This window comes from Rhizobium sp. P44RR-XXIV, from assembly GCF_001999485.2.
Taxonomy (GTDB): Bacteria; Pseudomonadota; Alphaproteobacteria; order Rhizobiales; family Rhizobiaceae; genus Rhizobium.
This window is the reverse complement of the sequence record NZ_MPVZ02000026.1, coordinates 375163-397254: the sequence shown is the minus strand read 5'-3', so window position 1 is coordinate 397254 and position 22092 is coordinate 375163. Positions and strand designations below refer to the sequence as shown.

The following is a 22092-nucleotide window of genomic DNA, read 5'->3' as shown; positions in this document are numbered from 1 at the left end:
TTGCCGGAAGCCTTACGCGGCAAGGAGTTTATTGACTTCGTCGACCAGCTCGCGGAGGTGGAAAGGCTTGGAAAGCACCTTCGCATCCTTTGGAGCCTTCGAATCAGGATTGAGCGCGACGGCGGCAAAGCCGGTAATGAACATCACCTTCAGGTCCGGATCGAGTTCGGTGGCGCGACGAGCCAGCTCGATGCCGTCCATTTCCGGCATGACGATGTCGGTCAAAAGCAGCGAAAACGGCTCTTCACGCAGCCGGTCGTAAGCGCTTGCTCCATTGTCAAAGGACAAGACCTTGTAGCCGGCTTTTTCGAGCGCCTTCACAAGGAAGCGACGCATGTCGTTGTCATCTTCGGCAAGAAGTATCTTTTGGGTCATCATCTTTTCGCTAATCAATGTTGTCTTGTTGGACACGTCCAGCGTTCAGGTTAGCGCTCCGCCGTAAACAAGCTGTGAATGGCCAGCTAAAACGCGCCAATCCAGCATTGGTTCAAAGCATAAGTGCATTCCACGAAAACGTCTTGCGTTTCCGCTCGCCGAACATTCGGAGATTTCGATTACGGCGCTTTGGATTAAGGCCATTTCGGTCAAGTTACTATGGACTTGCGGTCATGCAACTGGCAACATGACTACTGCGACAAGTTGTTGACATGGTAAAGACGTTGATGTCCGCGGAAATGCGCAGTTTCGAGATTTATGAGGTATTGGAGCCCGACTCCCAGACGATACCGTTTGTCTACAGCTCACCGCACAGCGGCCGCATTTATCCCCCCGATTTCATCGCCCAGTCCCGCCTCGAAGGTATCGCCATCCGCCGTTCGGAGGATCATTATGTCGACGAGCTTTTTTCGGCCGCAAGCTCTCTCGGTGCGCCGCTGTTACTCGCCAATTTTCCGCGGGCCTATATCGATGTGAATCGCGAGCCCTACGAGCTCGATCCGCGCATGTTCGACGGCGCTTTGCCATCCTATGCCAACATCAATTCGCTGCGGGTCGCCGGCGGTCTCGGTACGATCCCGCGAATCGTCGCGGAGAACATGGAAATCTACGCGCGCCGTGTACCGGTCGAAGAGGCACTGCGGCGTATCGATACCATCTATAAGCCCTATCACGCCACGCTTCGCCGGCTGATCGCGCGCACCCATGTCAAATTCGGCTTCGGTGTCCTGGTCGATTGCCATTCGATGCCGGGCAACATCCGAATCGCCGGCAGCAACGCGCGGCCGGATTTCATTCTCGGTGATCGCTACGGCACCAGCGCCTCGGCGGAACTTTCGCGCGCCGCCATGCAGATCCTCGAGGAGCTCGGCTTCAACGCCGTGCGCAACAAGCCCTATGCCGGCGGCTTCATCACCGAGCATTACGGTCGTCCCTCTCGCGGACTGCATGCTCTGCAGATCGAAGTCAACCGGTCGCTCTATGTAGACGAGACGACGCTGGAGAAGCGTCCGGATTTCGATCAGGTCGCGTCGCCATCACGCTGTTTATGAAGCGGATTGCCGAGCATGTGGAATCCTACACGGGCGATCCGGCACTGGCTGCCGAATAGCGAAAATTCTCTAGGAAAGCTTGGAAAGGCGTGGTTCCGCGCTGGCCGTTTCGTCGCGGCTTAAATTCCGTATCCCAGCAAAAAAGAACCGCGCTTGTGGCGCGGCTAAGTCTAGGGAGGAAACACCCAAGGAGGGTATTTACAGTCAGAAGACTGTAGCTGGATATTGATCTCGCACTGCACAAATGTCAAGCATTTTATTGCGATGCAAAATATTTAGGCATATTTGAAAACTCTGCCTGATCGGCAGGCATTGCGCCCATTGCGTCATCATCCGGTTTGCTTCATCGGCTATATGCGTTATGGATCGCTCATCCCATCACCTAATCGGATTGACCATGCTCCCCGATCGCTCGTTTTTCTACCGTCTGGCCGAGGCGGCCAAGGCCGAAACCCTGCCGCGCTTCCGCGCCGGCGTCGATGTGGTCAACAAGGAAGCCGGCGGGTTCGATCCGGTGACCGAAGGCGATCGCGCCGCCGAAGCGGCGATTCGGTCGCTGATCGAGGCTGAGTTCCCGGATCACGGCATCCTGGGCGAGGAACATGGCAGCGTCGGCCTCGATCGCGAGCATGTCTGGGTGATCGACCCGATCGACGGGACGCGTGCCTTCATCTCGGGCGTACCCGTCTGGGGAACGCTGATCGGCCTGCAAAAGAACGGCCGCGCCATCATGGGCCTGATCGATCAGCCCTTCACCGGCGAGCGCTATTTCGCCGATGGCAACGGCTCCACCTATTCCGGCCCGGACGGTGAGCGGCGCCTTAAGGTTCGCGATTGCGGCAGCCTGTCGAATGCGATTCTCTTCACCACCTCGCCGCATCTCTTCGTCGGCGAGGAGCTTGCCAAATATCGCGAGATCGAGAGCCAGGCCCGGCTCTTCCGCTATGGGACGGATTGCTACGCCTATGCGCTGCTCGCTGCCGGCCATGTCGATCTCGTCATCGAAAATTCATTGAAGCCCTATGATGTCGGCGGCATCATCCCCGTTGTGGAGCAGGCGGGCGGCATCATGACCACCTGGGATGGCGGCCGTCCGGAAATGGGCGGCACGATCATCGCGGCCGGCAGCCGGGCGGTTTACGAGCAGGCTTGCGCCATCCTGTCCCGGTAAGGGTCAGGCTCCTGCTTCCAGCTCATAGGCGTTGGTCTCCGCGTCGCTGCCGGGAATGAAGGCGTGAATGGCGGCCAGCGCCTGGTTGCGATAGATATCCCGCTCCTGCAGGATCTCGTGCTTTGAGCCATGAATGGGGACAAGCTGGGCGGCCCGGAAGTAGCGCGATACCCTTTCCTGGTCGACATAAGGCACGACGCCGTCTCTTGTCGGTGAGAGCATGACGGTCGGGATGGGGATCGAAAACAGATGCTCTGGCCTGTTGACCTGCTCGATTGCACGGAGTGCCTGCGAGAGCCAGCGTGCCGTCGGAGGCCCGAGGGAAAGCTGCGGGTAGGCCTCGCTGATGCCTGCATTGCGCCGATAGCGCTGTTCATCCGTGGTCACCGGATTCTCGCTGAACGGCCTTTCCTTGAATTTCTTGCTGAATTGCATCCGGCCGAGCCCGACCGTGCTGAAGGCGCCGGACAGGAAACGGATCAAGCCCGGAGAGGCGCCGTGACCGGTCAGGCCGATAAAGGGCGCCGATAGCACCATGCGCTCGATACGGCTTGCAAGCCTTGGCGCTGAATACATGGCAATCAGGCCGCCTGTGGAATGTCCGAGAAGAAAAAAGGGCAGGCGTGTATCCGGCAGCACGATCTTGTCGAGGAAGACAGTGAGGTCGCGTTCATAGTCTGAAAACCGCGAGACGTGGCCGCGCAACGGATCCTTCAGCAGCCGCTCCGATCCGCCCTGGCCACGAAGATCGAAGGTCGCCACCCAAAGACCCTTGGCCGTCAGGTCGCGGATCGTCTCGAAATATTTCTCGATGAATTCGTTGCGTCCCTGCAGCACAACGACGGTGCCCTTGGCAACCGGCTGCTCGCAACGGAATACGGCATATCGCAGCTTGCGCCCGTCGAAACTCTCGAAGAACCCTTCCGTGCGGTTTTCCGGCACCGGATTGTCTGGCGTGGAATAGAGGATCGAATCCATGGCGATGTCGCGCCTCGCTGACAAATGGCCTACCTCAAGGGGATAGCGCAGGTTGGGGGAATTGCAACAGATTTGTTGGCGGTTCTTTAGCTCGACGATCCAGTGCCCAGGACACCTCCCAAAATGTTTTGTCAAAACCTTGTCGTCATCAGGTCGTTGGTGTCCCGCCGCGTCGTTCGAGAGCGGTTCTGCGGATGATATCGGCGATTTCCGGGCTGCTGCTGGATAGCATCTGGAAATCCGACGAATAGAGCGACAGCAGCGAGACTTCGGTTGCGGCGCTAACTGTCGCTGAGCGTGGCTCGCCACTGATCAGCGCCATCTCGCCGAAGAAGCTGCCGGTGCCGAGCTCCACGGGATTCGGCGTGGCGACGGTGACGCGGCCCTCGACGATGAAGTACATCTGGTCGCCGGCCTCGCCCTTGCGGCAGATGATGCCGCCGGCCGGCACAACACGCGGTCTGAGCGCTCTGACAATCTCGATGAGTGCTCCCGAACCAAGCTTCTGGAACAGCGGCACGGCTGCGACCAACTGCCAGTTGCGCACGAAGTCCTGGCGACGGACCTCCTCGTAGAAGCCGGTGGCGAGGATACCCGCCCAGAGCGCGAAAATGCCGATCCCGCTCATCATGACCAGCCCGGCAAGGATACGGCCGGCGAAACTTTGGGGAATCTCGTCGCCGTAGCCGGTGGTCGAGAGCGTAACCACCGCCCACCACATGGCCAGGGGAATGCTGCCGAACTTGTCGGGCTGGACGTCGCGCTCGATGATATAGGCAGCAAGCGCTGCGCCAAACAGAACGATGCAGAAAATGGAGGTGACGCCGATCAGATTGCGTGCTTCTTTGCTGAGGACCCGGCCCAACAGCCGAAAGAAGGTCGAGCCACGCAGCGGCTTGAGCAACCAGATGGCGCAATAAAGGCTCTGGTCGCGCCCGCGGGCGAAGAGGAATGCGAGCACGGGGACCAGAACCGCAAGCACGTCGACGGCGGTTTCCAGCGCCCTGCCGCGCGCCTCTCTTGATCGCTGCATGAACAGCGTTTCGATCAATTGCAGAACATAGGCGGCCCAGACACCGGCGAGCACGATCTCCAGGATCCACCTGGTCTGTCCGGTCAAGTCAGGCGTCGTCAGTGCCGCCACCGTCAGCAGACCGATGGCAGCGAGCAGCGCGTTCAGCGATGTGGAAATCTTCGAGAAGGAAAGCGCCGACATTCGATACCCCAACTGGCCCGCCACTTTCTCAGAATAGGATGCCTTCGGTTGAAACGTAAAGGGCTCGCGGGATGTTCGCAGCAACCGGATTTTGGCTTTGGTATAGGCAATTTATCGCTGTCTTTTCAATCCGATTTCAGTCGCTGCCCGACATCCAGCGGTAGTCCCTTGAATGGCTTGATTTCCTTCAGAACGAATGTCGTCTGCATTTCCTTGATGCGCGGCAGGCGACGCACCACCCGCATGGCGAAATCCGCGTAGCTGTCGAGATCCGCGGCAACGACCTGCAGCAGGAAATCCGCATCGCCGGCAATGCTGTAGCAGGCCACGACCTCGCTCAGCTTCAGGACATCGCGCGAAAATTCCTCGGCTTCCGCCTCGCTATGGCTGTCGATCTTGACCCTGATGAAGGCGAGGACGCCGAGGCCGATCTGGCGCCTGTCGAGGGTCGCCGCATAGCCCTGGATGACCCCGGTTTCCTCAAGCTGGCGCACACGCCGCCAGCAGGGCGAGGTGGAGAGCCCGACTTCGGACGACAGCGCCTGGTTCGTCAGGCGTCCATCTTTCTGGAGGGCACCGAGAATTCTTAGATCGATGGGTTCAAGGTTGGAAGGCATAGATTGACTCAATGTCGGTTGATATCGGTAGGATCTACCACATTAGGTGAAGATATCGCAATGAAAGGTAAGATCGTTCGCGATTGGCGCGATATCTTGCTGGCAGCCATCGTCAACAGCAGCAGGGTTTCAATGCTTCCCGATATTCGTCTCGCCATCGTCATCAATCCGGATCTGCCGCTCGGGCTGATCGCCAATACCGCCGGTGCCATTGCGATCGGCCTTGGGGCTCGGTTCCCCGGTCTTGCGGCGCAGTCCCTGACCGACAGGGAAGATCGCACCATCGACATTAGCTCGAACATGCCGGTACCGATGCTGCAGGCGGATGCCGATACCATCCGGTCGCTGCTGCTGAAGGCGCTGTCGCAGCTGGGCGAGCGGGCAATCGTTCCCTTTCCGGCTTTCGCGCGGTCGCTGCACGATTACAGGGAGTATGAGGCAACGTTTCCCGGGCGCGATCTATCGGAGGAGGCCATTGATGGCCTGGGAATTGCCGGTCCATCGAAATGGGTCAAATCGCTTACCGGTTCGCTGAAGCTTTTGCGTTAGCATCGAGGAGAAAAGGGGCCGGCTTGCGGGATAGAGAGATCCGCTTCGCCGGCCGAGCAGGACTGAAGAAGAAGGGACGATACACTTCAGTCATCGGAAGATGATGTATCCGACGATGTTATGGATAGGACTGTCTGCCTGAACGGGTGCCGAACTGGGTGTTCATCTGCGGTTCACGCGTTCTTTTTTCAAAATCTCGGCTGCGAGGTCTGGGGCTTGAACTCCTGAAAAGCGATCCCCATCTCCATCCTGCGGGTGCCAAACGGGCTCGCAAAGCCGTCCCGAGGCCGCCAGAAGTGGGGCCGTGGGGCAAATTCAGAATCGCAATTGTCGCTCACAGGAGGACTCCATGCGTCACGTAGACTTCTCTCCCCTTTACCGTTCCACCGTCGGTTTCGACCGTCTGTTCACCATGCTCGATACCCTTGCCCAGCCGGATCAGGCTCAGACCTATCCGCCCTACAATATCGAGCGCACCGGTGAGAACACCTATCGCATCACGATGGCTGTTGCCGGTTTCGATGAAAAGGAACTGAGCATCGACGCTCATGCCCACGTTCTCCACGTCAAGGGCGAGAAGAGCGAAGAGCCGGCTGAAGCCAGCGAATATCTCTATCGCGGTATCGCCAAGCGTGCCTTCGAGCGTCGTTTCCAGCTCGCCGATCATGTCGAGGTCCAGGCTGCTTCCCTGAAGAATGGTTTGCTGCACATTGATCTGTTGCGCAACATTCCGGAAGCCATGAAGCCCCGTCGTATCTCGATTGCGGCTGATCCGGTGGAAGCCCCGAAGGCCATCGAGGCTCACATCAACTAAATCGGGCTGACGGTCTTAGGCCGTCATGCCCAGGCTGACGGTTAAAGACCGTCATGCCTTTGATCCTCCCAAGATCAAAAAGAAGCGGCGCTCCATCGGGGCGCCGCTTTTGTTTTGGGAGGGAAGTCAGGATACGGTCAGGCGGCGTTCGTGGCCCCTGTCGCTGCCTCGGTCTTAGCGTCGGCACGCTTCTTGGCGGCGTCGGCATATTTCTGGGCCAGGAAGGCGCAGGTCATCAGCTGGATTTGATGGAACAGCATCAGCGGCAGGACGATGGCGCCGATACCCTGGCCGGCGAAGATGACATTTGCCATCGGCACACCGCTTGCCAGCGACTTTTTCGAGCCGCAGAAGGTGATGGTGATCTCATCGGCCTTGGAGAAGCCAAGCGCACGGCTGCCGAACATGGTGATGCAAAGCACCATGGCCAGAAGCAACATGTTGGCGACGATGACGGTGGCGATGTCGAGCACCGAAAACGTATGCCACAGTCCCTCGACCACTGCCTCGCTAAAGGCCGAATAGACGACCATCAGGATCGAGCCGCGGTCGACCGGCATCAGGATCTTCTTTTTCGAGCGGATCCAGTCGCCAATCCACGGCTGCAGCAATTGGCCGGCGATGAAGGGGGCAAGCAGCTGCAACATGATCTGCCACAGCACATCCCAAGAAAAACCGCCGCCCTGGCCGCCGACCGAAAACAGCACGCCGACGAGCAGCGGGGTCAGGAACATGCCGAAAATGTTCGAAGCCGAAGCGGAGCAGATGGCGGCGGGAACATTGCCGCCGGCGATCGAGGTGAAAGCGATCGACGACTGTACTGTCGAAGGAAGCACGCTCAGAAACAGCAGGCCTGTATAGAGCGAGACAGGCAGAACGCTGGTCGGCACGATCTGGCCGATGGCGAGCACCAGCAGCGGGAAGATGCCGAAGGTTGTCAGGAGGATGACGAGATGCAGCCGCCAGTGCAGCATGCCGGCAATGACGACATCGCGCGATAGGCGCGCGCCGTGCAGGAAGAACAGCAGACCGATGGCAAAGTTTGTCGCGATGCTAAAATAGTGGGCGCTTGCCCCCTGAACGGGAAAGAAGGATGCCGTCAGAACGGTGAGCACCAACAGCATGGTGAAAGTATCTGGAAGAAAGCGGCGCATCGTGCCAACCCCAATCGCGGTTGCAGGTCTTGATAATTGATCCTTGCAGATAGACCTATTGTGATCCACGATGCAAGGAATAACAGTTATCGTAATATAGGATAAGCGATGCTCGATCTCACGCAGTTGCGCAGCTTCGTTGCCGTGGAGCAGATGGGTAGCTTCACGCTGGCGGCAGAAAGGCTCGGGCTCGGCCAGTCGACCGTCAGCCAGCATATACAGCGATTGGAAACGGAGCTTGGGCGCAAGCTATTGGCCCGCGACACGCATCGCGTCGTCCTGACCGGTGATGGCGAGGCGTTGCTCGGGCATGCGCGCAACATATTGTCGATCGAAGGGGAGGTGCGCCAGCTCTTTGCCGGCAACAGCCTGCGCGGCAGTCTTCGCCTTGGCGTTTCCGAGGATTTCGTTACCAGCCAGCTCCCCGACGTGCTTGAGGAATTCGTTCGCTCGCATCCCTCGGTCGATCTCGAATTGACCGTTGCGCTCAGCGGCACTCTTTATGAAATGCAGGACAATGGTGATCTGGATCTGGTGCTCGCCAAGCGTCGCCTCGGCGATGTCAGGGGCAAGCTGGTTTATCGCGAGCCGCTGGTTTGGCTGGCACGTGATCCCGAGCGCATTCGCAGGCTTGCAGGGCCACTGCCGTTGATTGCCTTTCCGGCGCCGAGCGTCACCCGGGCGGTGGCGCTGGAGGCGCTGCGTCGCCAGCAGGTGCCGTGGCGGATCGTCTGCACCTGCGGCAGCCTTAGCGGGCTGACGGCAGCGGCTCGCGCCGGCATGGGCGTTCTTGTCCAGCCGCAAAGCATGGCGCCGACCGGGTTGACTGAGATCGCGCCGGGCTGGCTGCCGGCCCTGGAAGATGTGGAATTTGTGCTTGTGCCACGCAAGGGGGCGGATCAACTTGTGGTCAATGCCCTATCGGAAGACATTTTGACAAAAGTTCGAGGGCCCAGATCGATTTGATGATGGCGGCGTAGACCACAGGGATGGAAAAGCCTTTGTCCAGCATGCGGATAGGATTAAGCTCTTGTTAGGATTTCCTTCGCCGGCTGTCGTTTTTCACCCCGTACGTCTGTTCCGTCGCAGCGTCCGGTTCAGGTCGCAGTCAGCTTGGACTGCTATCGTAGGTGGCAGTGGACGAGTTGCATGAGGACATCCGCCCCCGATGACTTATGGCGCCATCTTCATTTCCGGGCTTATTGCTTGCGTAATGGCAATGACGGTGATCGTTCACCACGCTCCGGCATCCGATCGCGACGATTTATCGACTTTCAGACTGTTCGCGCATCGGAATTAGAACTGAGCTTTCCTGCGACATTGAGCGCCGTTCGGCCCGAAGCCGGCTCCGGCGCTCCTTTTTCTCGCCATCAGGCAAGGCAGGCGAGGAAGTTCGTCACGTCGGCCTCGGTCGTGGCGAAGCTGGTGACAAGGCGGATCAGTGTCTCATCAGAGCGGACCAGATCCGGCTGAGATTCCGGGATCGGCCATTCGTAGAATTTCGCACCCTTGTCCTCGGCGGCCTTGGCAGCCGATTTCGATATGATCGCGAAAACTTCGTTAGAAAGCGTTGGCCAGGCAAGGCGTGCCGAAGGCGCCTTTTCGATGCCAGCGCGCAGGTGGTCGGCCATGCCGTTGGAATGGCGAGCGAGATCCAGCCAGAGGCCATCCTTGAAGTAACCATCGAACTGGGCGGCGATGAAGCGCGACTTCGAGAAGAGCTGGGCGGCGCGCTTGCGGATGAAATGCATCTCCTTTGCCTGCTCCGGGTTGAAGAAGACAATCGCCTCAGCGCACCAGCAGCCGTTCTTGGTGCCGCCGAAAGAGAGGATGTCGATTCCGCGCTTCCAGGTCATTTCCGCCGGGCTGGCGTCGAGCGCGACCAGGGCATTGGCGAAACGCGCGCCATCCATATGGAGCGGCAGGCCGTTCGTCTTTGCGATGGCGGCGATGGCATCGATCTCGGCGAGCGAATAGACCGTGCCGATTTCCGTGGCCTGGGTGATTGTCACCGCGGCGGCGCGGCCGTGATGGACGGCATCCTGGGGGAAGCGGGCAACCTTGGCGGCGAGCGCCTTGGGATCGATCTTGCCGAGGGCACCATCGACGGTTGCCAGTCGTGCGCCGCTGAAGAAGTCAGGTGCACCGCATTCGTCCTCGGCCACATGCGCCTCGTTATGACAGAAGCTGATTCCGCCCGGCTTCTGGACGCTGGCGAGCGACAGCGAATTTGCCGCCGTGCCCGTCGCAACGAAAAAGACGGCAACCTCGCGCTCGAAGATCTCCGAGAACTTGGCCTCCACCCGTTGGTCCAGGTCGCTTGTACCATAGGCGGAAGCAAAGCCGCCGGACTCGGCGAGGAGACGTTCAGCGATCTTGGAGTGGGCGCCAGCCCAGTTATCGGAGGCAAAGAACATGAAGTGCACCAATTATAAGGAGTGAGTAGCAGGCGGCATAAATAGGGTCGGCGGGACCTTACGCCAATGCAAAAACCTATCAAGTGCATGAACTTGAACAATCCATCACAGAAATTGATTGGCGCAATCAACAAATAAAATGATGCGCTGCAGCGAAACTTTATTGCTCTATTTGCGCAACAAGGGCAATCTTCCGTCGTTTGCTGACGAATTTTTGCCATTTTGCTCTTGCGAAGGCCTAAGCTTTCTGGCATAGAACTGATGAATTAGGACAGGGTTGCTGTCCTATTTTGGCCGCCGAGGCCGAAGATGCGCCAGAAGGTCCTGACGATGTCGGGATTTCAAGCTATAGTTATCGGGAGCATGCCCTTTCAAGCCTTCCAGGCAATGGGTATTGCGGCGGTGGAATAGCAAGGCGCGGAACGCTGACGACGGGCTCCACTCAAGGGGCCATGGTTCGCGGCCGGATCTTCACAATGCAACAGAGCTGTCGCGCGTCGGCGCCGGAAACGGACCGCGCGGGACGAAGGATCGCCCGCCATGCGGGCCTTACCGGAGGGAAGACGATGACGAACAGGACGACGTCCACGAGTTTTGACCAGACTGCTGCAGCCAATGCTGTCGCTGCGGCCAAAACGTCGAAACGCGCCGGCGGCTTCCCCCGGAAACAGGGCCTCTATGATCCGCGCAATGAGCATGATGCCTGCGGCGTCGGCTTCGTCGCGCATATGAAGGGCCAGAAGTCACACCAGATCGTGCGCGACGGCCTGTTCATTCTCGAAAACCTGACGCATCGCGGCGCCGTGGGTGCCGATCCGCTGATGGGCGATGGCGCTGGCATTCTCGTGCAGATTCCGGATCGTTTCTTCCGTGAGGAAATGGCTTTGCAGGGCATTACCCTGCCGAAGGCGGGCGAATATGGCGTCGGCCATTTCTTCCTCCCGCGCGACGAAGCGTTGATCGAGCATTTCAAGACCGCCATCAAGCAGGTCGTTACCGAGGAAGGCCAGGTTCTGATCGGCTTCCGCGACGTGCCGGTCGATAATTCCTCGCTGTCGAAGGCGCCTGATATCGCCGCCACCGAGCCGCATCACGTACAGGTCTTCATCGGCGCTGGCCGCGATGCCGGCACGAACGAGGAGTTCGAGCGTCGCCTCTTCACCCTGCGCAAGGTGATCTCCAACCGCATCTATGCGGAATATGAGGGCGAAGAGAGTAGCTTCTACCCCGTTTCGCTGTCGAGCTCGACCATCGTCTACAAGGGCATGTTCCTCGCCTATCAGGTCGGTGCCTATTATAAGGACCTTGCCGACCCGCGTTTCGAGACGGCGGTTGCCTTGGTGCACCAGCGGTTCTCGACCAACACCTTCCCGTCGTGGAAGCTGGCGCATCCCTACCGCATGGTCGCCCACAACGGCGAAATCAACACGCTGCGCGGCAACGTCAACTGGATGGCCGCCCGGCAGGCATCCGTATCCTCGCCGCTGTTCGGCGAGGACATCTCCAAGCTCTGGCCGATCTCCTACGAGGGACAGTCGGACACGGCCTGCTTCGACAACGCGCTCGAATTCCTCGTGCGCGGCGGCTATTCCATGGCGCATGCCATGATGATGCTCATCCCTGAAGCATGGGCCGGCAACCAGCTGATGGCGGCCGAGCGCAAGGCATTCTACGAGTATCATGCCGCCTTGATGGAGCCATGGGATGGCCCGGCCGCCGTTGCCTTCACCGACGGCAAGCAGATTGGCGCGACGCTCGACCGCAACGGCCTGCGTCCTGCCCGCTACCTCGTCACCAACGACGATCGCATCATCATGGCGTCCGAAGCCGGCGTTCTGCCTGTCGAGGAAGAAAAGATCATCCAGAAGTGGCGCCTGCAGCCGGGCAAGATGCTGTTGATCGACATGGAAAAGGGCCGCATCATCTCCGACGACGAGGTGAAGTCGGAGCTTGCCACCAAGCATCCCTACCAGAGCTGGCTCAAGCGCACGCAGCTGATCCTCGAAGACCTGAAGCCGGTGGAGCCGCGCGCGCTGCGTCGCGACGTGTCGCTGCTCGATCGCCAGCAGGCCTTTGGCTACACGACCGAGGACACCAAGCTCCTGATGTCGCCGATGGCGACTACCGGGCAGGAGGCTGTCGGCTCGATGGGGACGGATACGCCGATCTCCGCCATGTCGGACAAGCCGAAGCTGCTCTACACCTACTTCAAGCAGAACTTTGCGCAGGTGACCAACCCGCCGATCGATCCGATCCGCGAAGAGCTGGTCATGAGCCTGGTCTCGTTCATCGGACCGCGCCCGAACCTGCTCGACCATACCGGCATGGCCAACGCCAAGCGTCTGGAAGTGCGCCAGCCGATACTGACCAATGGCGATCTCGAGAAGATCCGCTCGATCGGTCATACGGAAGACCGCTTCGACACGAAGACGCTCGACTTCACCTATGATGTCGAACGCGGCGCCGCAGGAATGCCCGAGATGCTCGACCGTCTCTGCGAGCGGGCGGAAGCGGCCGTTCGCGGCGGCTACAACATCATCGTGCTTTCCGATCGCCAGATCGGGCCCGACCGCATCGCCATTCCGGCGCTGCTGGCGACGGCGGCCGTGCATCACCACCTGATCCGCAAGGGCCTGCGTACCTCGGTCGGTATCGTTGTCGAAACCGGCGAACCGCGGGAAGTGCATCAATTCTGCCTGCTCGCCGGCTATGGCGCCGAGGCGATCAACCCGTATCTGGCTTTCGACACGTTGCTCGACATGCATCAGCGCGGCGAATTCCCGAAGGAAGTGGACGCGACCGAAGTCGTCTACCGCTACATAAAGGCTGTCGGCAAAGGCATCCTCAAGGTCATGTCCAAGATGGGCATCTCGACCTACCAGTCCTATTGCGGCGCGCAGATCTTCGATGCGATCGGCCTGCAGCAGGAACTGGTCGACAAGTACTTCTTCGGCACGGCGACGATGATCGAGGGCATCGATCTGGAGACCATTGCCGAGGAAACGGTTGCTCGTCACAGCTCGGCTTTCGGCCGCGATCCGCTCCTGGCAAGCACGCTCGACATTGGCGGCGAGTATGCCTATCGCATGCGCGGCGAAAGCCATGCCTGGACGCCGGATGCGGTGGCAGCCCTTCAGCATGCCGTGCGTGGGAATGCAGAGGACCGCTATCGCGAATTCTCCGAAATGGTCAACGACTCCGCGCTGCGGATGAACACCATCCGTGGTCTCTTCACGATCAAGGGTGCGGAAGCGCTTGGTCGCAAGCCGATCTCGATCGATGAGGTCGAGCCGGCGGTCGATATCGTCAAGCGTTTCTCGACCGGCGCCATGTCCTTCGGCTCCATCAGCCGCGAGGCGCATACGACGCTGGCGATCGCCATGAACCGTATTGGCGGCAAGTCGAACACCGGCGAAGGCGGCGAGGAGTCCGACCGCTACATGCCGCTCTTCGACGGCTCGGCAAACCCGGAACGCTCCGCCATCAAGCAGATCGCCTCCGGCCGCTTCGGCGTGACGACAGAATATCTTGTCAATGCCGACGTGCTGCAGATCAAGGTGGCGCAGGGTGCAAAGCCCGGCGAGGGCGGCCAGCTGCCCGGCCACAAGGTTGACGCCACGGTTGCCAAGACCCGGCATTCGACGCCGGGTGTCGGCCTGATCTCGCCGCCGCCGCACCACGACATCTACTCGATCGAAGATCTGGCACAGCTGATCTTCGACCTGAAGAACGTCAACCCGACCTCGGATGTGTCGGTCAAGCTCGTCTCGGAAGTCGGCGTCGGCACGGTCGCCGCCGGCGTCGCCAAGGCGCGCGCCGATCATATCACCGTCTCGGGCTATGACGGCGGCACCGGCGCTTCGCCGCTGACCTCGCTGAAGCATGCGGGTAGCCCTTGGGAAATCGGCCTTGCCGAAACCCAGCAGACGCTGGTGCTGAACGGGCTGCGCTCGCGCATCGCCCTGCAGGTGGACGGTGGTCTGAAGACCGGACGTGACGTCATCATCGGCGCGCTGCTCGGTGCGGACGAATTCGGCTTTGCCACGGCGCCGCTGATCGCGGCCGGCTGCATCATGATGCGCAAATGCCACCTCAACACCTGTCCGGTGGGTGTCGCTACCCAGGATCCGGTCCTGCGCAAGCGCTTTAAGGGCAGCCCGGAGCATGTCATCAACTACTTCTTCTTCGTGGCCGAAGAAGTGCGCGAGATCCTCGCCTCGCTTGGTGTTGCCAAGCTGGACGACATCATCGGCGCTTCCGAGCTTCTGGAAAAGGACGACATGCTCGCCCATTGGAAGGCGAAGGGTCTCGACTTCAGCCGCATCTTCCACAAGGTCGATGCGCCGAAGGAAGAGACCTACTGGACATCCGTGCAGAAGCACCCGATCGACGACATTCTGGATCGCCAGCTGATCGAGAAGGCGGAGCCTGCTCTATCTTCCAAGACCCCGGTCGCCTTCGAGGTCGACATCAAGAACGTCGACCGTTCGGCCGGTGCCATGCTGTCGGGCGCGGTTGCCAAGCGCTACGGTCATCGCGGTCTGAAGGAAGACACGATCAACGTCACCCTCAGGGGGACGGCCGGTCAGTCCTTCGGCGCGTTCCTCGCACGGGGCATCACGTTCGACCTCATCGGCGACGGCAACGACTATGTGGGCAAGGGTCTTTCCGGTGGCCGCATCATCATCCGTCCGCCGGAAAATTCGAAGATTGTTGCTGAAAACTCGATCATCGTCGGCAACACCGTGCTTTACGGTGCGACCGAGGGCGAATGCTACTTCCGTGGTGTTGCGGGCGAGCGCTTCGCGGTCAGAAACTCCGGCGCGGTCGCCGTCGTCGAAGGCGTGGGTGACCATGGCTGCGAGTACATGACCGGTGGCGTCGTCGTCGTGCTGGGTGAAACCGGTCGCAACTTCGCGGCCGGCATGTCGGGCGGCGTTGCCTATGTGCTTGACGAAATTGGTGATTTCGCTCGTCGCTGCAACATGGCGATGGTCGAGCTGGAGCCGGTTCCGGAAGAGGACGAACTGCTGGAGAAGCTGCATCATCACGGTGGCGATCTTGCGCACAAGGGACGCGTCGACGTTTCGGGTGACATGACGCGCCACGACGAGGAGCGTCTTTACCAACTGATTTCGAACCATTTCCACTACAGCGGCTCGACGCGCGCCAAGGAAATTCTCGATCACTGGGCCGATTACCGCCCGAAATTCCGCAAGGTCATGCCGGTCGAATACCGTCGCGCCCTTGAGGAAATGGAGCGCAGCCGGATGAGCGTGGCGGCGGAGTAATCCGTCTCCTGGCAAACCAGTCGAGGATTTCGCCTCGCATTGCGATCGCCATCCGGGCGATCGCGACTGTCGAACAGCGGAATCAGATGTGAATTACAGTGCCGGACAGGGAACGGATTTTACCCTTGGCACGGGAGCCGGCGGCTCCACTTTTTGAGTGAGGAAACGAAAGCATGGGCAAGGTAACAGGCTTCCTGGAAATCGACCGGCAGGTCGGCAAGTATCAGCCGGCGTCCGATCGCATCCGGCATTTCCGTGAATTCACGATCCCCATGTCGGACCCGGAAGTGCAGAAACAGGCAGCGCGCTGCATGGACTGTGGCATTCCTTATTGCCATGGCCCGACCGGCTGCCCGGTGCACAACCAGATCCCAGATTGGAACGACCTCGTCTACAACAACAACTGGGAAGAGGCGATCCGCAACCTGCATTCGACCAACAACTTCCCGGAGTTCACCGGCCGCGTATGCCCTGCACCTTGCGAGGAAGCCTGCACGCTGAACCTGGAAGACGCGCCGGTCGCCATCAAGACCGTCGAGCAGGCGATTGCCGACAAGGCCTATGAGCTCGGCTTCATCCGTCCGCAGCCGGCAACGGTGCATACCGGCAAGAAGGTCGCCGTCATCGGCTCCGGCCCAGCCGGCATGGCTGCTGCCCAACAGCTCGGTCGTGCCGGCCATGAGGTTCATCTCTATGAGCGCGAGTCGAAGGCCGGCGGCCTGCTGCGTTATGGCATCCCGGACTTCAAGATGGAGAAGAACTTCATCGATCGTCGCGTCGAGCAGATGAAGGGCGAGGGTGTTACCTTCCATTGCGGCGTCAATGTCGGCGTCGACGTCAAGATCGAGCAGCTTTTGGCTGATCATGATGCCGTGCTTTATTGCGGCGGCTCGGAAACCCCGCGCGAAGCCGGCATTCCCGGCGTCGAGCTGGCCGGTGTTCATGACGCCATGCCCTATCTCGTGCAGCAGAACCGCCGCGTCGGCCGCGAAAACATCGACAGCGCCGGCTGGCCTGCCGACCCGATCCTGGCCGGTGGCAAGCATATCGTCGTCGTTGGTGGTGGTGATACCGCCTCGGACTGCGTCGGCACGGCATTCCGCCAGGGTGCGGTGAAGGTCACCCAGCTCGACATTCGCCCGCAGCCGCCGGAAAAGGAAGACAAGCTCGCCGTCTGGCCGTTCTGGGCAACGAAGATGCGCACCTCCTCCTCGCAGGCCGAAGGTGCGGTTCGCGAGTTCCAGGTCGCGACGCTCGAATTCATCGGCGAAGATGGCGTGCTGACCGGCGTGAAGTGCTGCGAAGTGGATGAGCGCCGCAAGCCGATTGCCGGGACTGAATTCGTCATCCGCGCCGATCTCGCTTTCATCGCCATCGGTTTCCGCGGCCCGTTCACGGACAGCGTGCTCAAGGAACTCGACGGCAAGCTGACTTTGAACACCGACCGCCGCGGCTCGACCAACGTCGTCGCCAACGACAAGGACTACAAGACCTCCGTCGACAAGCTCTGGACGGCCGGTGACGTGCGCCGCGGCCAGTCGCTGGTGGTCTGGGCGATCCGCGAGGGACGCCAGGCTGCGCGTGCGATCGACGAGACCTTGATGGGTTCGACGGTTCTGCCGCGGTAAGCCTCACAGCCGTTCCAAATATGATTTGAAAGGCCGGGCTCGCGATGAACCCGGCCTTTTTATCTATTGGTTTGCGGCGATATTCCAGTTGTAGATGCAGCGGTCGAGCCCGATGGCAATCTCGAGCACTGTGACATCGTGATCTATCGCCGGTCCCTTTCTGGGCTGGCTGCGATAGCGCTGCGGGAAGTCCGTTCGCTTGGAGATCGAGCAGACCTCCATCCATTTGTCGCCGTTATCGACTTCGATATCCATCGTCACCTCGGAATAGGCCGGCAGGCGGTCGGAGGGTACGATCCTCGTCGGTAGATGGATGACCGATCCGATCATCCGGCGAACCGGTTCGAGGCAGGCGGCATGGTAGTCATTGCCGCTGTCGGCGGTGAAGGCGCATTGAAATTCGAGCTGCCAGAATTCTTTCAGCCGCACATGCTTTGTCGGCTGCTCCTGTTCGCGACGATAGGATTTCCCCGCTTGCCAGACGCATAATGGCAGGCGCGTTCTGGAGTGATTTCCGAGAACATGCTGCATGTAGATGTAGGTCGAAGGCGTTGTTTCCGGCCGGAGCACCAGTTCGGTCTCCGTCTTCGAAAGCTGTTCCTGTACCCATATGTCTTCATGGGAATAGGCATCCGAAACGAGGCTGCGCGGCATCAAGGTCGGGGCTTCCACCCTTCGGACATCCCAGGCAGGGTTTACGGATCGCAGGAAGCTGCGGATATCATCGGAAAAGAATCGGACGAGATCCTCGCGCAGGCGGATACCCTGCTCTTCCCAATGAACGAGCGAATTGACGTTGTAGATATTGAGCACGTGCCATTCTCCATGGGCAACGTTGATGTTTTGGGTAAGGGCTTTACGTCCAGCAGCCGCCGGACAGGCCAATGCCTCCGGCCGTCACGACTGGACGCGGAGACCTCGGCCGGAGAAAGCGCGCCGAATCGCGACCTGCGGGCAGGTGCGGTTACGATCGATATGATCTGCGCTGATAGTGCTCATGCCGTTTTTCTATTGGCGCACTGCGATATTGTCAAACGGGTACAGTAATCAACACCGTTTGTGCCGGAGGTTCTCACGGGGTGGCCGTTGCCGGGACCGGCAATCGATAATCGTCGATGCGGCCGGCCGCGCCGGCGCCATCTGACCCTTGTCGACCAGGAGGTCGCGCGGCGACGGCGCGGCGGCGGTTGGTGCAGGCGCCGCCCCCAGAAGCTGCGCGCCGCCGTCGAGGTCGGGATCGGACAGGCTCATGGGCGGCGTCCGGGTGACTTTTTCCGCCTCTGCCGCCGGCACATTCGCCGGCTGCACCGGCAGTGGATTGCCGGTGTCGAGGCGGGTGATATCGGGGCTTGCCTGATCGCCGAGCAGCCGTCGCGCCGATTTCTCGACATAGAAGGCGAGTTTCCGCTTGCCTGCCGGGGTCATGTTGACACCATCGGCGGTTCTGAGGCGCACCTGCTGGCCGTTGATATCGGACCCTGTCACGATGAACTCGCCGTTCTGATCGGTAAAGCCGTCCCAGATGTCGATGTACTCGCCGCCGACGCCTGCCATCTGGCTCTGATAGAGCTGATTGAGCTTGACGGCGCTGGCCGTCAGCTGATCCGAGCCGAAGGAGGGCAGGCCGACCCAGAGCAGCGGGATGTGGCGGCTCGTCACCAGCTTGGCAAATTGCTGCACGCGCTCCTCATAGGCGAGGAACCACGGATCGGTGCCGTATTTTTCGTTGAGGCCATCGCCGATGATCTGCTGACGATCATTGGCCCCGAGCATGACGATGACGATCGCCGGCTTCAGCTGATCCATCATCCCGGTCAATTGCTGCGGCCAGTTGTAATAGTCCTGACGGACAAGACCGGAGGCGACATTGCCGCGCGTCTGGATGATGACACCGGGCGAGGCGGAAAAGGCGTCCTCCAGCCCGGTTCCAAGGCCGCTCGCCAGAAAATCGCCGACGACGAGGATGGTTTTGGCATCCGGCAGCTTTTCCGCCGGCGGTGGTGTCTCCGGCTGGACCACCACGGGCTCGCGCGGCGGCGGCGTTGGGCGTTTGCGGGGCTGCACCTTGCGCCGTGGTGGCGGTTGTTCAACCTGTTGATCCGGGTAGTCGGGCTCGCGGGTGCCGAACAACATGTCGAACAGATTTCGGCGCGGCCGTTCCTGCGCTTCGGCTGCCTTCGAGAGGCAGCCAAACGCGATGACGACGGCAAGAAATGCCGTGAGAATGACCTTCAGGGTTGCCATGGTCGCGCGGGCAGGTCGTTCTGTCATAACTTCTTTCCGCTCACGGCCCGTGGTCGCATGAGGGTAGCTCCCCGGTCCAGCGATCCCGGAATCGATTGATGGCGGCGCGGCTTATTTGCGCAATGCGTTAAGCAGATCCATCGAAGGTTCGCCATCCGTATCCATGCCGATGCGCTGCTGGACAGCGCTGATCGCAGCCTTGGATCCAGATCCGAAATTGCCGTCGACGACGCCGTCATAATAGCCAAGCTGCTTCAGCCGCGTCTGCAGCTCGAATTTCTGCTGCACATTCAGCGTACCGCTCGGGCGTGGCCAGGATTGCTGCATGCCGCCATAGCCGGCGATCTGGTCGGCAAGCAAGCCGACGGCGAGAGCATAGCTGTCGGATGCGTTGTAGCGCTTGATGGTGAAGAAGTTGCCGGTCATCAGGAAGCCTGGGCCGTCTGAGCCGCCGGGCATCTTCAGCTGTGCACGATCGGAGGTCATGCGGAAGCCCTTGCCTTTGGGGCGCACGAAACCGAGGGCTGCCCATTGAGCGATCGTATGGGTCTTGCCGACTTGAGCGCTGCCACCAGGCGGCACGACAACCTCATAGCCCCAGGTGCGGCCGGTATCCCAGCCGTTTTTGGCCAGAAGATTGGCTGTTGTTGCCAGGGCATCCGGAATGGAATTCCAGATATCGGCATGGCCGCTGCCGTCGGCATCGACGGCGTAGAGCAGATAGCTCGTCGGGATAAACTGGGTATGGCCCATGGCACCAGCCCAGGAACCGTTCAGATCCTTCCGAGAGATATCTCCCTTCTGCAGGATTTTCAAAGCTGCAACCAGCTGCTTCTTGGCATAGTTGGCGCGCTTCGGATCGGCATAGGCAAGCGTTGCAAGTGCGCGGGGCACGTAATGGAGGCGGTCATTCTTGGCGAGAACAGCACCGTAGTTCGATTCCATCGACCAGATGGCCAGCATGATATTGCGGTCCACGCCGAAGTGCTGCTCGAGCGTGCGAAGCGTGGACCCATACTTGACCGCCATTTTCCGGCCAATATCCACGGTATAGGGATTGACACGGGAGTCGAGGTAATCCCAGATTTGGGACTTGAATTCCGGTTGGTACTGCGCTTTTTCGAGGACCGTGGGGTCGGGGTCCGTCACGCCGGCAAATGCATCGCGATAGGTCGATTGTGTGATGCCGCTCTTTGCGGCGGTAGCATAGAAGCCCGCGATCCATTTTTGGAACCCTGGGTCAGCATTGGCGTTAACGGGAGCGAGTCCCGCAAAGGCACCGAGCGCGAGCGCCAGAGCGAGACCACGAAGGGAGTTTTTGCGGTTTGCAGTCATCTACAGCCTTGTCCATCAATCGTTGGATTTCGGTGCGGCGAAGCAGGTAACATTCGCCGAAGCATGACACTAAGGGAACGAAGTCAACAAATTCTTTACCATGGAAGCCGGGTTCAGTCATTATTTGCAAAACAGTAGCAAATTTAATCTACTGACCTTGAGATTGGCTCGGCGCCAGCGATTTAATGCCCAGGAGGTATGAGTGGGACAGCATAAGAAGGTGCGTAAGGCAGTATTTCCGGTTGCCGGACTAGGGACGCGGTTCTTGCCGGCGACCAAGGCCGTGCCGAAGGAAATGCTCACCGTCGTCGACAAGCCGGTGATCCAATACGTCGTCGATGAGGCGATGGAGGCGGGCATCGAGCATTTCGTGTTCGTAACGGGCCGCAGCAAGCACGTCATCGAGGATTATTTCGACATCCAGTTCGAGCTTGAGCATACGCTGCGCCAGCGCAACAAGAATGCCGAGCTGTCGCTGTTGAACGGCTTGCTGCCAAAGGCCGGCACGGCCAGCTTTACGCGGCAGCAGGAGCCGCTTGGCCTTGGCCACGCCGTCTGGTGCGCCCGCGAAATCGTCGGTGACGAACCTTTCGCGCTGCTGCTGCCTGATATGGTCATGCGGGCCGAAAAGGGCTGCATGAAGGGCATGATCGAGCTCTACGAGCAAAGCGGTGGCAATGTCATCGCCGTCGAGGAATGCGCTCCGGACCAGACCCATAAATACGGTATCGTCGGCGTCGGCGAGACGATCGGCAACGGTTTCCGTATCACCGAAATGGTGGAGAAGCCGGCCAAGGGTACGGCTCCGTCCAACTTCTTCATCAATGGTCGCTATATCCTGCAGCCGGAAATCTTCCGTATCCTGGAAAGCCAGGAGCGTGGTGCGGGCAACGAGATCCAGCTGACCGACGGCATGCTGAAGCTTGCGCAGACGCAGGATTTCGCCGGTTACCATTTCCAGGGTCAGACTTTCGACTGTGGCGCCAAGGATGGCTTCATCCTCGCCAACGTCGCTTTCGCGCTTTCGCGTGCGGATATCCGTCCAACGATCGAGGACGAGCTGAAGGCACTGATCGCGGCCTTGAAATAAGCTCTCGAACTTTCGGGAAAAATGATGGGGCCTGGCATTTGCCGGGCCTCATTTCGTTTGTGTGGAGAGATTGTGCCGGATCAAGGTGTCGGGCGGGGAAT

General features: G+C 60.0%; 15 protein-coding genes and 2 pseudogenes. 8 read left to right on the top strand and 9 right to left on the bottom strand.

Annotated features, from left to right (window positions below):
* Positions 1 to 12: 12 nt before the first annotated feature.
* The gene (gene cpdR1 / locus BSK43_RS10815; RefSeq protein ID WP_004117561.1) at positions 13 to 375 is read right to left on the bottom strand and encodes a response regulator CpdR1; all 363 of its coding nucleotides are present in this window, start codon (positions 373 to 375) and stop codon (positions 13 to 15) included.
* 287 nt (positions 376 to 662) lie between these two features.
* Between cpdR1 and BSK43_RS10810 the strand changes: the two are divergent.
* Together BSK43_RS10810 and hisN are read left to right on the top strand one after the other, a co-directional pair.
* A pseudogene (locus tag BSK43_RS10810) lies at positions 663 to 1546 on the top strand (N-formylglutamate amidohydrolase).
* A gap of 338 nt (positions 1547 to 1884) precedes the next feature.
* The gene (gene hisN / locus BSK43_RS10805) at positions 1885 to 2658 is read left to right on the top strand and encodes a histidinol-phosphatase (RefSeq protein WP_077469441.1); all 774 of its coding nucleotides are present in this window, start codon (positions 1885 to 1887) and stop codon (positions 2656 to 2658) included.
* Positions 2659 to 2661: 3 nt separating this feature from the next.
* Here the strand turns inward: hisN and BSK43_RS10800 are convergent, their stop codons facing one another.
* From BSK43_RS10800 to BSK43_RS10790, 3 genes are all read right to left on the bottom strand, one after another.
* On the bottom strand, positions 2662 to 3636 hold the full coding sequence (locus BSK43_RS10800) for an alpha/beta hydrolase (protein ID WP_077469442.1): 975 nt from the start codon (positions 3634 to 3636) through the stop codon (positions 2662 to 2664).
* A gap of 148 nt (positions 3637 to 3784) precedes the next feature.
* Complete coding sequence (locus tag BSK43_RS10795) at positions 3785 to 4852, bottom strand: cyclic nucleotide-gated ion channel (protein WP_077469443.1); 1068 nt, start codon at positions 4850 to 4852, stop codon at positions 3785 to 3787.
* A 125-nt stretch (positions 4853 to 4977) separates the two neighbouring features.
* Complete coding sequence (locus BSK43_RS10790) at positions 4978 to 5469, bottom strand: Lrp/AsnC family transcriptional regulator (protein ID WP_077469444.1); 492 nt, start codon at positions 5467 to 5469, stop codon at positions 4978 to 4980.
* A gap of 132 nt (positions 5470 to 5601) precedes the next feature.
* Here BSK43_RS10790 and BSK43_RS10785 point away from each other — a divergent pair, with 132 nt between their 5' ends.
* Both BSK43_RS10785 and BSK43_RS10780 read left to right on the top strand, forming a co-directional pair.
* On the top strand, positions 5602 to 6018 hold the full coding sequence (locus BSK43_RS10785) for a DUF2000 domain-containing protein (protein WP_077469684.1): 417 nt from the start codon (positions 5602 to 5604) through the stop codon (positions 6016 to 6018).
* 349 nt (positions 6019 to 6367) lie between these two features.
* On the top strand, positions 6368 to 6832 hold the full coding sequence (locus tag BSK43_RS10780) for an Hsp20 family protein (RefSeq protein ID WP_068400096.1): 465 nt from the start codon (positions 6368 to 6370) through the stop codon (positions 6830 to 6832).
* 137 nt (positions 6833 to 6969) lie between these two features.
* Here BSK43_RS10780 and BSK43_RS10775 read toward each other — a convergent pair whose 3' ends face one another.
* Positions 6970 to 7986 (bottom strand): bile acid:sodium symporter family protein, encoded by a 1017-nt coding sequence (locus tag BSK43_RS10775; protein WP_077469445.1) that lies wholly within the window; start codon positions 7984 to 7986, stop codon positions 6970 to 6972.
* A gap of 108 nt (positions 7987 to 8094) precedes the next feature.
* On the opposite strand from BSK43_RS10775, the gene BSK43_RS10770 reads away from it, so the two are divergent.
* Positions 8095 to 8952, top strand: coding sequence for a LysR family transcriptional regulator (locus tag BSK43_RS10770; protein WP_077469446.1), 858 nt, complete (start codon positions 8095 to 8097; stop codon positions 8950 to 8952).
* A 404-nt stretch (positions 8953 to 9356) separates the two neighbouring features.
* Here BSK43_RS10770 and BSK43_RS10765 read toward each other — a convergent pair whose 3' ends face one another.
* Positions 9357 to 10403: a low specificity L-threonine aldolase gene (locus BSK43_RS10765; RefSeq protein ID WP_077469447.1), complete on the bottom strand. Its 1047-nt coding sequence runs from the start codon at positions 10401 to 10403 to the stop codon at positions 9357 to 9359.
* Positions 10404 to 10969: 566 nt separating this feature from the next.
* On the opposite strand from BSK43_RS10765, the gene gltB reads away from it, so the two are divergent.
* Both gltB and BSK43_RS10755 read left to right on the top strand, forming a co-directional pair.
* Positions 10970 to 15694 carry a glutamate synthase large subunit gene (gene gltB, locus BSK43_RS10760; RefSeq protein WP_077469448.1) on the top strand — a complete coding sequence of 1575 codons (4725 nt, stop codon included), beginning with the start codon at positions 10970 to 10972 and terminating at the stop codon, positions 15692 to 15694.
* A 173-nt stretch (positions 15695 to 15867) separates the two neighbouring features.
* Complete coding sequence (locus BSK43_RS10755) at positions 15868 to 17322, top strand: glutamate synthase subunit beta (RefSeq protein WP_068400111.1); 1455 nt, start codon at positions 15868 to 15870, stop codon at positions 17320 to 17322.
* 63 nt (positions 17323 to 17385) lie between these two features.
* Here BSK43_RS10755 and BSK43_RS10750 read toward each other — a convergent pair whose 3' ends face one another.
* The 3 genes and pseudogenes from BSK43_RS10750 to BSK43_RS10740 form a co-directional block, all read right to left on the bottom strand.
* A complete protein-coding gene (locus BSK43_RS10750) occupies positions 17386 to 18135 on the bottom strand; it encodes an aminoacyl--tRNA ligase-related protein (RefSeq protein ID WP_077469449.1) in 750 nt (249 codons plus the stop codon).
* Positions 18136 to 18394: 259 nt separating this feature from the next.
* Positions 18395 to 19593: pseudogene (locus tag BSK43_RS10745) on the bottom strand (DUF459 domain-containing protein).
* Between the two features lie 84 nt (positions 19594 to 19677).
* A complete protein-coding gene (locus BSK43_RS10740; protein ID WP_077469450.1) occupies positions 19678 to 20901 on the bottom strand; it encodes a lytic murein transglycosylase in 1224 nt (407 codons plus the stop codon).
* A 202-nt stretch (positions 20902 to 21103) separates the two neighbouring features.
* Here BSK43_RS10740 and galU point away from each other — a divergent pair, with 202 nt between their 5' ends.
* Positions 21104 to 21991: a UTP--glucose-1-phosphate uridylyltransferase GalU gene (gene galU, locus BSK43_RS10735; protein WP_068400121.1), complete on the top strand. Its 888-nt coding sequence runs from the start codon at positions 21104 to 21106 to the stop codon at positions 21989 to 21991.
* The last annotated feature ends 101 nt before the right edge of the window (positions 21992 to 22092 follow it).